At 31.8% G+C, this 14137-nt stretch carries 15 protein-coding genes; 7 read left to right on the top strand and 8 right to left on the bottom strand.

Annotated elements, in window-relative coordinates; all coding sequences use genetic code 11:
- Positions 1-51: 51 nt before the first annotated feature.
- Positions 52-1932: a molybdopterin biosynthesis protein gene (locus tag Mjas_RS02830; protein ID WP_421078265.1), complete on the bottom strand. Its 1881-nt coding sequence runs from the start codon at positions 1930-1932 to the stop codon at positions 52-54.
- A 115-nt stretch (positions 1933-2047) separates the two neighbouring features.
- Between Mjas_RS02830 and Mjas_RS02825 the strand changes: the two genes are divergently transcribed.
- The 4 genes from Mjas_RS02825 to Mjas_RS02810 all read left to right on the top strand — a co-directional run bounded on the left by Mjas_RS02825 (position 2048) and on the right by Mjas_RS02810 (position 5586).
- Positions 2048-3022, top strand: a complete 975-nt coding sequence (locus Mjas_RS02825; protein ID WP_421078264.1) for an ADP-ribosylglycohydrolase family protein — start codon at positions 2048-2050, stop codon at positions 3020-3022.
- A 154-nt stretch (positions 3023-3176) separates the two neighbouring features.
- Positions 3177-4349, top strand: coding sequence for a DUF515 domain-containing protein (locus tag Mjas_RS02820; protein WP_421078263.1), 1173 nt, complete (start codon positions 3177-3179; stop codon positions 4347-4349).
- Positions 4350-4353: 4 nt separating this feature from the next.
- On the top strand, positions 4354-5178 hold the full coding sequence (locus tag Mjas_RS02815) for a hypothetical protein (RefSeq protein WP_421078262.1): 825 nt from the start codon (positions 4354-4356) through the stop codon (positions 5176-5178).
- Positions 5179-5187: 9 nt separating this feature from the next.
- A complete protein-coding gene (locus Mjas_RS02810) occupies positions 5188-5586 on the top strand; it encodes a class III signal peptide-containing protein (RefSeq protein WP_421078261.1) in 399 nt (132 codons plus the stop codon).
- Positions 5587-5651: 65 nt separating this feature from the next.
- On the opposite strand, the gene Mjas_RS02805 is transcribed toward Mjas_RS02810, so the two are convergent.
- Complete coding sequence (locus tag Mjas_RS02805) at positions 5652-6566, bottom strand: AEC family transporter (RefSeq protein WP_421078260.1); 915 nt, start codon at positions 6564-6566, stop codon at positions 5652-5654.
- 91 nt (positions 6567-6657) lie between these two features.
- Complete coding sequence (locus tag Mjas_RS02800; protein WP_421078259.1) at positions 6658-7110, bottom strand: phosphopantetheine adenylyltransferase; 453 nt, start codon at positions 7108-7110, stop codon at positions 6658-6660.
- A gap of 164 nt (positions 7111-7274) precedes the next feature.
- Between Mjas_RS02800 and Mjas_RS02795 the strand changes: the two genes are divergently transcribed.
- The 3 genes from Mjas_RS02795 to Mjas_RS02785 all read left to right on the top strand — a co-directional run bounded on the left by Mjas_RS02795 (position 7275) and on the right by Mjas_RS02785 (position 9637).
- Positions 7275-7730 carry an FKBP-type peptidyl-prolyl cis-trans isomerase gene (locus tag Mjas_RS02795; RefSeq protein ID WP_421078258.1) on the top strand — a complete coding sequence of 152 codons (456 nt, stop codon included), beginning with the start codon at positions 7275-7277 and terminating at the stop codon, positions 7728-7730.
- 110 nt (positions 7731-7840) lie between these two features.
- Positions 7841-8413, top strand: coding sequence for an FKBP-type peptidyl-prolyl cis-trans isomerase (locus tag Mjas_RS02790; RefSeq protein ID WP_421078257.1), 573 nt, complete (start codon positions 7841-7843; stop codon positions 8411-8413).
- A gap of 138 nt (positions 8414-8551) precedes the next feature.
- Positions 8552-9637: a formate--phosphoribosylaminoimidazolecarboxamide ligase gene (locus Mjas_RS02785; protein ID WP_421078256.1), complete on the top strand. Its 1086-nt coding sequence runs from the start codon at positions 8552-8554 to the stop codon at positions 9635-9637.
- 150 nt (positions 9638-9787) lie between these two features.
- Here the strand turns inward: Mjas_RS02785 and Mjas_RS02780 are convergent, their stop codons facing one another.
- From Mjas_RS02780 to purD, 5 genes are all read right to left on the bottom strand, one after another.
- Positions 9788-9967, bottom strand: a complete 180-nt coding sequence (locus Mjas_RS02780) for a hypothetical protein (RefSeq protein ID WP_421078255.1) — start codon at positions 9965-9967, stop codon at positions 9788-9790.
- Between the two features lie 148 nt (positions 9968-10115).
- The gene (gene albA / locus Mjas_RS02775; protein ID WP_421078254.1) at positions 10116-10385 is read right to left on the bottom strand and encodes a DNA-binding protein Alba; all 270 of its coding nucleotides are present in this window, start codon (positions 10383-10385) and stop codon (positions 10116-10118) included.
- A 68-nt stretch (positions 10386-10453) separates the two neighbouring features.
- Positions 10454-11365 carry a hydroxymethylbilane synthase gene (hemC, locus tag Mjas_RS02770; RefSeq protein ID WP_421078253.1) on the bottom strand — a complete coding sequence of 304 codons (912 nt, stop codon included), beginning with the start codon at positions 11363-11365 and terminating at the stop codon, positions 10454-10456.
- A gap of 62 nt (positions 11366-11427) precedes the next feature.
- Positions 11428-12576: a pyridoxal-phosphate-dependent aminotransferase family protein gene (locus Mjas_RS02765; RefSeq protein WP_421078252.1), complete on the bottom strand. Its 1149-nt coding sequence runs from the start codon at positions 12574-12576 to the stop codon at positions 11428-11430.
- A gap of 166 nt (positions 12577-12742) precedes the next feature.
- Positions 12743-14074, bottom strand: a complete 1332-nt coding sequence (gene purD / locus Mjas_RS02760) for a phosphoribosylamine--glycine ligase (protein WP_421078251.1) — start codon at positions 14072-14074, stop codon at positions 12743-12745.
- Between the last annotated feature and the right edge of the window lie 63 nt (positions 14075-14137).

The raw sequence follows: 14137 nt of genomic DNA, 5'->3' as shown, positions 1-14137 counted from the left end.
TATCTTCATTATTTCATTGATATATTACAAATATTGGGCAGGTATGCAATATTAGCACTTAAATATAATCTCTCCACAATTTTCAGGTTTTTTAAATGGCAATTCGACTTTTTTAAGGGTTTCAATAAACTTCATTACATCCTCATCTTCTAATTTATCTGACTTAATGAGAAAATCATAATATTCATCACCAATGGGTATAAACCCGAGCTCATATTTTTCAGCTATTGTTTCAATTCCCACACCAATATCCACTTTCCCCATGGCAACAGATGCACCAACAGCAGAGTGAGTTTTTGCCTCAATTTCGTAGCCATTTATATCGTTTTTATTAATCTTATTTTCCTTTAAAAATTTATCAAATAGAATCCTCGTCCCTGCTCCTTTGTTCCTGTTTATGAATTTGTATTTTTTAATATTTTTCACAATGTCATCTATTGTATTTATACCGAGCTCCTTTTTAAACATAAAACCTTGCCTTCTAATATATCCCCTTACAAGAACGGCGTTTTTAACCCTATACTTTTTGATAAAAGGTATATTATACTCCCCATTATCTGCAAGTAAGTGAATACCTGCAATATCTGCTTCCCCTCTTTTAATGGCCATCAATCCACCAAGAGAGCCAACATTTATTGTTTTTGCAAAAATGTTTCCTTTTCTAAGTATCTCATCTATGCCCACACAATGACTACCTATTATATTTAACCCAAATAATATATTTCCAAATAAATGAACCTCTACATTTTCATCTTCCAGTATTTCTTTATTTTCATCTATAACAACATATCCATCCGCATAGGTTAAGGACGTGATAGCACCACTCCCCTTTGTAATTGGATAAACCACATATCCCTCATTTCCTTTAATAATTGATACAGGTAAGTATTCTGTCCTTCCCTTTGCGGACATATATCTAATTGGGAAATGGCCAGTTATAGTTTTTCCCTTTTCATTAAAGAGCACATCAAAAATTGTTAGGCATGATGTTGGATACCCTGGAAGACCTACAATTAGTTTTTCTTTATTTCCAGAAGTTGATTTATGTTTTATGGTTCCTATGATTGTTGGTTTTCCCGGTTTTATCTTTATCCCATGGATAAGAACACGTCCCCCAAGTTCTTCTATTACATTTGCAGTTAAATCTCCAACTCCTGCTGATGTTCCACCGCTTAATATTACAATATCGTTGTCGTCATCAATTGCATTTTTTATGGATTCCATTAAGTCTTTTTTATTATCCTTAACAATTCCATAGAATTTAAAATTCCACCCTTTTTCCAATATTGAAGATGCAAGGGTGTATGTATTTACATCATAAATTTTGTAAGGTTTTGGAGATTCATCAGGGTTTATTAGTTCGTTTCCTGTTGATATTAATCCTATATTAATTTTCTTTTTAACTTTTATTTTATCCCTTCCGATTGCAGATAATGCCCCTATATCCCTTGGTGAAAGAATAGTATTTTTTCTTAAGATGAGCTCCCCTGCCATTATATCGCTACCACAGTATTGAATATTTTCGTGGGGCGAAACAGGTTTATATATTTTTACCATACCATTTTCTTTTTCAGTATATTCCACCATAACAACAGCATTTGCCCCTTTTGGAATAGGAGCTCCGGTGGCTATTTCTATGCACTCTCCATTTTTAATTTCAACATCTGAAAATTCCCCGGCCTTTACGCTATCCACAATTTTTAATGTTATTGGGTTATCCTCTTCTGCATCATAGGTATCCTCAGATTTTACGGCATATCCATCCATTTTTGACCTATCAAATGGTGGAACATCAACATTGGAAATTATATCCTCTGTCAAAATCCTATTTATTGAGTTAAATAGATTAACTTCCTCATTTTCATAGGATTCAATAACTCCTTTAACTATACTTTTTGCATATTCAATGTCGCAGAGCTCCAAGTATCTCAATATATCACCCATAATAATAATTAAAATTAATTAAAATAAGATAAATAAATAATTATTTTGAATTACAATTATATATTAATATAATATAAAACTAACATAATATCGGTGTTTTTATATGGGTAATTATGAGTATGTGGAGTATAAATATAAAATTCAAGGTTGCATATTTGGAACTGCAATAGGTGATGCACTTGGCATGCCATCTGAGGGGCTAACAAAAAATGAAATAATATCGAACTATGGAGTAATCGATGATTATTTGCCACCTAAAAACCATTTTAAAAATGTATTAAATGCTGGAGATTATACCGATGATACAGAACAAACCATATGTTTAATAAAGTCAATAACAAAAGAAGGTTTTGATAAAAATTTATTTATAAAGGAGCTCATAAAATGGTATAGGAACAATCCTGTTGGAATTGGGCCAACAAGTAAAAAGGCAATTGAGAATATAATAAATGGGAATTATAATGGCATAGATTCAAAAACCTGTGGTGCTGCGATGAGAATATCGCCATTGGGAATTTTTTATTATAATAATCCCCATGAATTAAAAAATGTCATAATCGAGGCATCTAAAATAACCCATAACAACAACGAGGCAATAGCCGGAGCTCTGGCAGTAGGTTTTCTGGTTTCGTGGTGTTTGAAAAATTTAAATACAAATAACCCATTATCTAAATCTTGCAAAATCGTTCGATGTAATCACTCTAAAAATTTTATATCAGAACTTGCAGATTTTATATTGGATATTTCAGAAGAATTTGCAGAAAAGATATTAATTATAAAACAAATGGAAACAGTAGAAGAAGGATATGAATTATTTGGAACTGGGATGGATGCTATTGAATGCGTTCCTTCTGCTATTTTAACATTCTATTTAACAAATGATTTTAAAACTGGAATGATTAAAGCAGTAAATGCTGGTGGGGATACAGATAGCTTAGGATGTATATATGGTGCTATTGCTGGCACATATTATGGATTTAATAATATGCCAGAAAGATGGGTGAAAGGTATTAAAAATAGGGATTATTTAATTAGTTTGGCAGATTACCTCCATAGTTTGAAATTCCAAAGGTTTTAGATTATATTTATTACTGCAATAATTATTCATTTTAAATAACAATCAAATATTTATTTAAATGCTAATTAATATATTTATAAATTATACTTCTAAAAGTACATGTTTTTATTATATGTTTTTATTACATGTTTTTAGTATTGTTTCACGCCATTTAATGCAATGTTTTGGAGAGGCAGATAACATGGTTAATGAGGATTTTGGCAATAAATTAAAAAAATTGAAATCAAAAACTAAAAGAACATCTGGAGATAGGTCTAAATATGTGAAATATGTTTTGATAGCCTTAATTGCGATAGGCATGTCATTTGTATTATATACAGTTTATAATAGCAAGTATAACGAGCAGATTCAAAAAACAAAAGCTTTTGAGAATAGCAAAAATATGGCAATAAATAGTATAAATCAAATGTTTTCCAGATATCCGAATGACCCAAATAAAATCGTGTATATTTCCCAGATTCAAAACAGTAATACCAATGAGGAATTGAACAATGTACTGAATAATGCAAAGAATTATATGGCGTTTAAATCCTACAAGGAAGAGATGATTAATTTAATAAAAAATACATATGGAAAATATTACGATAGAAGTTTCTATGCGAAATCACTGGTTAATCAGATAGAATCTGCTAAATCACGAAATGAAGTTGATGAGATTATTAAAAATAGCAATATTGAAGAAAATGCAAAGGAGTATTATTTGAATGAAATTATTAATGAACTGGCCATTGGAGATTATTTTAGTGTTGAAATGGGGAAGACAAAGAAACTCATGACAAAAGAAGAACTCTCAGAATATGTAAAAAGATTAAGTTTGGCAGAGCTCAAAGGTATTACAATAACCCCGGTATCGTTCGATAATAAAATTACAATTGTGGTATCTGCAATGCAATGTGGTAAGATACCTTATGAAGGGGATAAAATACTAATATATGATAAAAGCAATGCAAGCAAAGAGCCCATTGTAGGAATTGTTAATTCTTCATATGTTATACTTAAAGATATATCTTATTCAGAAACAAAGGACGTTTCAAGTAATTTAAATGATAATGGAGATTCTACATCAGCTTCAAGTTCTTCATCAGTATCTTACTCTCTGAACAATCTTCCAGGAGTATTGTATGCAACTGCTGCTGATAAACTCGATTATAACAAAATTAATGAAAAATTTGGTAGATATGGGGAAAAACTAAATAAAATACAATCAGATACGCAGATATTTGATGGTAGTGTCCAATATCTGTTAATATTATCCATTCCATCAGATTCAGTACCGGAAATCATTTCATTAAAAAGTAGCAATGCCTATATTGTAAAGGCAGGGTGATGTTATGAAATATATTATTCCCATAATTCTCCTTATTGTCCTTATTCCAATCGGGTTTGCAGAAACAGCAATAGCTACAATGGATGGGTATTGGGTATTAACTGGTGAAATTACCAACGCCAATCCATATACTGTATTTGTGGCTGTGCCCGATAATATAGATTACACCGATAAAACATTAAAATCCTCAAACGACTTTTTAAAAGTAAGTTTGTCAGGCAATATTGTGGATAACCCAGATGGTACGGTTTTTTACAATACTATATTAAATGGAAAAAGGGGATTTTGGATTCCACCATATACCACGGTAAAAATAAGTAGAGAGGGTATCTTAAATTATACGTTAAATATTGATGAGTCTCAGGTAAATTACGATATTGCAGGTCCAGCATTGGTAGATACTACGAAGATTTTAAATTTAAAACAGGTATTTCCCATATATCAAAAAGGAATCATGCTTGATAATTTTAAACTCTATGTCAGAGGTTCAATAATAAAATCGGATAATTCCGAAGTTATAAGTATAATTGTTCCAGCACCACTTGTTTTGGATAACTACTATCAATTTAACAAAATTTTTGGAAAATATGATGTAGATATTTGGGTGAGCTCCTATAATGAATACATCAATAAGCATAAAAAAACAGCCTACAAGCAAAATCCTGAGTTATATAATATCGATGATGCGTTAGTTCCAAATATGGATGATAGTTTTGGCAGTGGTGTTAATTTAAAATTGTTTGATGTGCCTGCAATGGCATTTACAACATCCGATAAACAACCAATAGATTTTGCGTATGTTATGTATTGGGATAAAAAGTATAATTAGGTGTTTGGTATGAGGGGACAAATTTCTTTGGAATTTTCCATACTATTTTTGGCACTGCTGGTCGTTGTGATAGTATCCACAATGACTCCTGGCATGTATGGTTATAAAAAAACAGTGGAGGTATCATCTGCAAGTTTAGGTCATGCTGCATTATCTAAATTAAAAACCAATATAGATATGCTTTCCGTTGCGGATAAAGGTTCTAAAAAGGTGGTATATATAAAATCCCCACCTGCGGAATGGGAAATTAATGGGAGAAATATAACATTAAAAGGAAATGGATATAACATAACTACAACATGCGATATAAATTTAATTACTAATAATAATACATATAAGACAAATTTAGGTATAATAAACGTTTCACTGGTAAAGTATGATGACTATGTTTATATAAATTGGTCATAAACGGTATGGTTTAATATATTTATTATTGGCATATGTCTTAACCTATTCATCCCTATCAATCTATTTTACAATATACCCTGCAATATTGGCAACACCATCAAAGAAACCACCGTGGTTATGAAACATGCCGAAGCTACGAGTTTTACATCTAATCCATAAAGCACAGAGAATACTAAGGACATCATTGCAGAGGGCATTGCAGATTCAAGTATTAATACATTTTTATCCAGTCCATCTATTAAAAATATGGATGAAAGGACAAACACGATTAAAGGAGCAATCCCCATTCTAACTATGGATGCTATGACTCCATAAATAGCACCGAATTTTGCAGAGCTCGGGGATAACGACAATCCAAGAGATAACATAATTAAAGGTATTGTGGCATTTGACAAGTAATTCAGCGTTTTAATAAAAAACTCTGGAAAACTACCAATAGATAATCCAAAAAATACAAGGGTTATACTTATAACACCAGTCATCAATGGTGGGAATTTTAGGAGCTCCTTTATTACAGACTTATCGCTATTTTTATTTTTTCCAAATTTTATACCGATGTATGTTCCAATTAATAAACTCGCAAAAACACTCCCCATGTCGCAAAATATTGCTCTTGTAAGTCCTTCTGTTCCATAAAATCCATATATTACAGGATAGCCTAAAAATCCAGTGTTTCCCAATGCACAAACTAATATTAATCCCCCCAATGATTCTCTATTTAGTTTTAAGAATCTTCCAATGAGGTATCCTATAAATCCACAAATGACAAATGTTAAAAATATCAAAAAAGGCAGTTTTAAAAATTGAGGCAAATCCACAGGTGAAACATTTTTCATAATTGTTAAAAATATTGTTGAAGGCATTGCAATATATACTACAATGTTGTTGAGTATAGTTCTATCGCTCTCTCTTAGAATATTAAAGTATTTTGATAGATAACCTGTTAATATTAAAAGAACTATTATAATCATTATATCCATAGTATTACACCAATTTTTTAATTTTATGTTTTTCTTTCATAGCGAAACATGGAGTTATACGAAACATGGGAGCCATAATCTCGAATTTTAATTATTTTTTTAACAATCTTCCTTTTTCATCTATTTCTTTATTTCTTATTCTTGTTGTAGATATTGGTTTTTTATCTTCACTTAATACGTAATCATAAACCATTATTTCAAGGGGTTTTAGATTGTTTTTTACCCTTATTTCATTTATTCGTTTAGCATTTTTTTCTGTTTCAGGAGTAACTACAATTATATCATAATCTTTTTTTAAGGTATCCCCATAAGCATCGTCTATAACCAATATCTCGTAATTAATTTTATGGTCGTCAAGATATTTTTTTAAGTTTTTCAATCTAATATTTAATGGATTTATGTTATGGGTTTTGTATGTTTTTGCAAATTCATCGGATGTTACACCTATGTGGAGCTCCCCAAATTGTGAGGCATATTTTAGAAGTTTTTTATGACCTTCATGAAGTATATCAAAAGTTCCGCCAACAACTACTTTCTTAGACATTTAAACACCAATATCGTTTTATAATTTATATCATTTTAATCAAATCATATAATCATTATAATTAGTTACCATAAACAAATATACCATAAACAAGAACAAAAAATATATATAGCATGTTATATTTAATTAATTTTATTAAAATTAAAACATAGGATGTGATTTTTTTGGTAAAAAAAGGCGATAAAGTAAAGGTTGATTACATAGGTAAATTAGAAAGTGGAGAAGTTTTCGATACATCAATTGAAAGTGTTGCTAAGGAAGAAGGCATTTACACGCCTGAGAGACCATATGAACCTTTGGAATTTACCGTTGGAGAAGGACAACTTATTGAAGGATTTGAAGAAGCAATTCTTGATATGAATGTGGGGGACGAAAAAACAGTAAATATCCCAGCAGAAAAAGCTTATGGACAGAGAGATGAAAAATTAATTCAGACAATTCCAAAAGAAGCATTCGAAGGAGCAGACTTTGAACCAGAAGAAGGCATGATAATTCTTGCAGGCGGCGTTCCAGCTACAATTATTGAAGTTAAAGATAACGAAGTAGTTTTGGACTTCAACCACCAATTAGCAGGAAAGGATTTAATATTTACAATAAAACTTGTAGATGTTAAAGAATAATTTTAATTTTATATTATTTTAATTTTTGAACAATAACTATTATATAAATCTATTATTTTATTAATCATTATTAATTATTTTTTATATCTGGATTTTATTTTGGTGAAACAATGAAAAAATTGTTAAAATTATCCAATTTTACAAAATTATCCATTATTTTTGGTAGTTTAATAATTCTATCAACTGCACTGTCTGGATGTGTGAGCTCTACCAATGCATCTAATATGGTAGTTAAAAACGGAACAACCGTTTGTGTGGATTATATTGGAAAATTTGAAAATGGAACTGTTTTTGATACATCAATTAAAAGCGTTGCAATAGAAAACGGAATATACAATCCCAATAGAGAATATAAACCGTTGAATTTTACCGTTGGAAAGGGGCAATTAATTAAGGGTTTTGAAAATGCAGTAATTGGAATGCATGTGGGAGAAAATAAAACAGTTACTATTCCACCAGAGGAGGCATATGGTGTTAAAAGCGATAAATTAATAATATCTGTGCCAATAGAGGCATTTAAAAATGCAAATATGACTCCAATAGTTGGTAAATACATATATGTTAGGGGAACTCCTGCTAAAATCATAAAGGTAAATGACACAAATGTGGTTTTGGATTTTAATCCGCCAATGGCTGGAAAAACATTAATATTCACGATAAAAGTCGTTAGCATTGAAAAATAATTATTTTTATACCTTACTTTTTTGTTTTTAAATTTTATGTAATGAATAATAATGATAAAATATATAAATGACCTTTCACAAATTTATACTCATCTATTTTTCTACTGTGCATTGCACATATAAATCTCTGGTGAAAGAATGATTTCAAAGGAAGAAATTTTAAGCATATTTGAAGAATACAACAGGGATGAAATAACCATAGCCACTGTTGGTAGCCATACATCACTCCACATATTAAAAGGAGCAAAATTAGAAGGTTTTTCAACAGCAGTAATTACAACAAAAGATAGGGATGTTCCATATAAAAGATTTAATGTTGCAGATAAGTTCATTTATGTTGATAAATTTTCAGACATATCAAATGAAGAAATCCAAGAGAAATTAAGGGAAATGAATGCCATAATTGTTCCGCACGGTTCATTTATTGCATACTGCGGACTGGATAAAGTTGAGAATGATTTTAGAGTTCCAATGTTTGGAAACAGGAAAATATTAAGATGGGAAGCAGAAAGGGATTTGGAAGGAAAGCTTTTAAAAGAAAGTGGTTTAAGAATTCCTAAAAAATACAACAGCCCTGATGAGATAGACGGACCTGTAATGGTTAAATTTCCTGGTGCAAGGGGAGGAAGGGGCTATTTCCCATGCTCTACAACAGAGGAGTTTTGGAGAAAGATAGAAGATTTCAAGGCAAAGGGCATATTAACGGATGAAGATGTTGGAAATGCACATATTGAAGAATATGTTGTAGGGACAAACTACTGTATTCACTACTTCTATTCTCCATTGAAAGACCAAGTGGAATTAATGGGGATAGATAGGAGATATGAAAGTAATATTGATGGAATTGTTAGGGTTCCTGCAAAAGACCAGATGGAGCTCAACATAGACCCATCGTATGTTATAAGCGGAAACTTCCCAGTGGTAATAAGGGAAAGTCTCCTTCCACAGGTATTTGAAATGGGAGATAAATTAGCAGCTAAGGCAGAAGAAATCGTGCCACCAGGAATGCTCGGTCCATTCTGTTTGCAGTCATTGTGCAATGAAAACTTAGAGCTCGTGGTATTTGAAATGAGTGCAAGAATAGATGGCGGAACAAACACCTTTATGAATGGAAGTGCATATTCATTCCTTTACAACGGAGAGCCACTGAGTATGGGTCAGAGAATAGCAAAAGAGATAAAACTGGCATTGGAACTTGATATGGTGGATAAAATATTGTCATAAATAATAATCAATGCTAAAATAATAAAAATATTTATTTTATTTTTAACTTTAATTTTATTTTAATTTTCCAATTTTTCTTTTAGCTTTTCATGCACCCTTTAAAAAAGTGTGCATCCAAAATCCAAAACTCGCTATCGCTCGTTTTGGAACCTATAATTTTTCTTTTAGCTTTTCATTTTCATTTTTTAATTTTTCATATAATTCTTTGTATGCCTCTGGATTTAAACCACAGCTTTCAATCGAAGTTATGAGCTCTTCAAAATGTTCTTCGGTATGTTTTAAACTATGAAGTAGTTTTTTTATTTTTCTTTCCTTTTCACTTATTCCCATAATATCACCAAGATGCGTATTTACTTCTGATATGATATATGGTTTAATATTATTTAAACGTTATTAATAAATAATATATATTTAAAAAAAGTAATACTATAAGGAAAAATAAATCAAAATTAAATTAAATAAAACTAAAAAATAGGAATTATTTGGATAATACTATTTCAATTGTGGATATATTGACAGTCTTACCATCTTCATTTTGCACTTGGTCTGTGCCGAGCTTTATTTCTTCCACTTTAATGTCTGGCAAAAATCTATTTTTTACCATTTCTTCCACATCTACTGCTCTGCTAATGGCTCTGCCTCTCGCCTTAATTCTGACTTTTTCTGCGTTTTCTGTGTTAAACTGGGTAATTACTGCAAGAACATAGTTCATTACACCTTTATTTCCCACATATACGGTGTTATTCATTATATCCCTCCTTATGATAACTTAAATATAATATGATAATATATAAAGTTATCGATAAACAATGGATTTTACATTATCGTATGTTTTATTTCATTTCCAAGCTTAATACCCATATCTTTGGCGAGGTTTATGTCTTTAATCCCACATTGAATTTTGCCCTCTTTTGATACAATAATGTTTTTCCCATCTAATTCATGAACAGCATCACATTTTAAATACAATTCATTATTTTTAATATCATATATAGCCAGAGCTCCGAAAGGTGCCTGACATCCACCACCATATTCCCTCAATGCCCATCTCTCTGCAATAGATTCTAAATATGTTTTTTTGTCATTTATTTTTTGAAGGATTTCTATGATTTCCCTGTCGTCCTTTCTTGAAGCAACCCCTATAATCCCCTGGGCAGGAGCCGGTAGTATATCCAATCTTTTATAATTAAACTCAGATAAATCCATTTTTAGCCGATTTAATCCAGCTTCTGCCAAGATAATGGCATCATAATTATTTTCTTTTAATTTTCTTAATCGTGTGTCGATATTTCCCCTCAATAGCTTTGTCTTTAAATTAGGATATTTTATAGATAAAAAAGCTTTTCTTCTAATACTGGAAGTTCCCACTATTAATTCATCTTTTTCAATATCTATATCGTTGTTTTTATTCCATATTATTAAATCATGGTAGCTTTCCCTTTTAGGAGTTGCAGATATTGTTAAATTTTCATTCCACACTGTTGGGACATCCTTTAAGCTATGGACGGCGATATCTATTTCATTTTCAAGCATTTTAATGTCCAGTTCTTTTGTAAAAACTCCCAATCCGAGCTCAGACAATTTTGTTTTTTGGTCTTTATCCCCGGTAGTTTTGATAATTTTTATCTCGATATCGAGATTTTCATTTAAATTTTCCAAAAGATTCTTTATATAATATGTTTGAGCAAGTGCTAATTTGCTTCCTCTTGTCCCAATAACTATTTTCAAGCTTTCACCTTAAAAAATAAAAAAATAATAAAAAAGTAAAATTATAAAATAAAAATAATTTTTTACATTCTCAATATTTTCTTTGCCGCATCTACTCCTCCATCTACATCAAGGCCCAATTCATTAAATGCCATTTCAATAGCAGCCAATGTTCCTAAAACATGATATTCTCTTGCTTCTCCCATGTGTCCTACTCTGAATATTTTTCCGCTAGCCTGTCCCTGACCACCTGCTACGAGTATGCCGTATTTGTTAGCTAATAATCCTCTAAATTCTGAATCTGTTATTCCCTCAGGATACTTTGCAGAGGTTACAGTCACTGACCTTGCCCACTCTTTTGCAAATAACTCAATGCCCATAGCTTCCAATCCTGCTATTGTGGCTTTTGCAAGTTTCTCATGTCTTTTAAATCTGTTTTCAAGACCTTCATCAAGCACTATTTCGAGAGCCTCATTCATAGCGTAGGTTAATGAAACTGATGGAGTATATGGTGTTTCTTTTTTGGTTTCGTATCTCTTTTTGTATGCTTTTATATCCAAGTAGAATGATTTTGTTTCTGTTGCGTTGATTACATCCCATGCCTTTTCACTTACTGATATTGCTGCCATTCCCGGCGGAGCTGCGATACATTTCTGTGAGCCTGTGACACAAATGTCAATGTTGAATTTATCTACATCCACATAATCCCCACCAAGTGATGAAACTGTATCTACAACATACAATGCATCGTAATCCTTTACAATATTACCTATTTCTTCAATAGGGTTTTTGACACCTGTTGAAGTTTCGTTATGGACGACAGTAACAACTTTAATGTCTGGGTTTTCCTCCAAAATCTCCTTTACTTGCTCAGGTTTTGCATTGTCGCCCCATTCATTTTCCAATTTAATTACTTCTGCTCCATATACATCAGCTATTTTGCAGAATCTCTCTCCAAAGTTTCCGTTTGTTATTGTTAATACCTTGTCCCCTTTATCAACGGTATTTGAGATAGCCATATCCATTGCTGATGTTCCTGAACCTGTGATTAAATAGACATCGTTTTCTGTCATGAAAACTTTTTTCATTTTTTCTATTGTATCTTCCAACAATTCCCCATAATCTTTTGTTCTGTGTCCTATTATTGGATTTGCCATTGATGTCAAAACTGTATTTGGAACCATTGTAGGTCCTGGAATCATTAAAAGTTTTTCATAATCCAACTTTTTCATCGTATCCACTCTTTTACTTTATCACTCTTTTTATAATGTAATTATTCCTATTATTAATATTTCTAATAATATACTATAAGTTATTTATAAAGTTTAGTATCTCATAAATTCAGTATATTCCTATGGGTTATATATATAAATTTTTAGTTGCCACTTCTGAGCTCATTCATTTCCTAAGTTCTTTCATTCTCTCTATTCTTTTGTTTATTAAATCCAATGTTCCAATGTCTTTTCTATAAAATACATCTCCCTTTATGTGCTGTATGGCATTTTCTGCTATTTTTTCTGCTTCTTCAATAGTATCCGCTACTCCAACAACCGCCGCACTTCTTGAACCTGTGATATACAACTTTCCATCCTTCTCGTTTATGGAAGCATAGAACAATACTGCACCAGTTTCCTTTATTTTATCTTCATCAACGAATATTTCCCTATCTTTCACTGGATTTAATGGATATCCTTCTGGAACCACATATTTACAAACTGTTGCTTTGTTTTCAAATTCTATGTTTAATTTATTTAATTCGCCGTTTGCTATTGCATTGCATACTTCCACAAAGTCAGTTTTTAATATAGGGAGCAAATTCATAGCCTCAGGGTCTCCAAATCTTGCATTGTATTCGATTATTTTTGGACCATCTACTGTGAGCATGAACTGGCCGTATAAAAATCCTTGATATGCCCCTACTTCTTTTTTAATTGCTTCCACTGTATTTTTCATTATTTCTTTTGCTTCGTTCAAATCATCTTCTGTTAAAAATGGCAAATTGTGGTCTGGGCAGGAGTATGAACCCATACCACCGGTAATAGGACCTTCGTCATTTTCATAGGCATGAGGGTGGTCTTGAACTGGTGGCATGAATACGATAGTTTCTCCATCAACAAAACCGTGGAGTGTGAATTCAACACCAACGAGTTTTTCCTCAATTATTAATTTTCCACCGCCGATGCTTTTTTCAAATATCTCCTTTGCATATTCCTTTGCCTCTTCGTTGTCCTTTAACTGCTCACCGACAACCTTTACTCCCTTTCCTCCTGTTAATCCAACAGGTTTAACAACAACATCCATTCCTAAATTTGTCATTTCATCGATAAACTCCTCTACTCCATCGTAGCTGTTAAATGCACCGTATTTTAATGAACCTTTTATGCTGTATTTTTTAAAGAGATTTCTCATGAACTCTTTGCTTGTTTCAATTTGTGCTGGGAGTTTTTTAGGTCCTGCTGTTGGTATGCCCATCTCACAAAGCATGTCCGCAACCCCAACGCCCAAAGGAGCTTCTGGACCAATCACTGCCAAATCAGGCTTTACCTCTTCTGCAAATTTCTTCACTGCATCCAAATCTGTTTCACTGTTTAATGAAACTTTTTCTGAGATTCTGAATATTCCCGGGTTTTTGTTCTTCATGAGAGTGTATAGTTTTACAGACTCATTTTTTTTCAGAGCTCTTGCAATGGCATGTTCCCGAGCTCCTCCACCTACCAATAAAACCTTCATGATATCACCAATTAAATTGTTATTTTCCATCTCGCATGTTTATGTTCATACATATTTCAGTTC

The sequence above is a fragment of the Methanothermococcus jasoni genome (genome assembly GCF_049075655.1).
Taxonomy (GTDB): domain Archaea; phylum AGJL01; class Methanococci; order Methanococcales; family Methanococcaceae; genus Methanofervidicoccus.
Note: the sequence above shows the minus strand (reverse complement) of the source record. Positions and strands in the feature narration are given on the sequence as shown.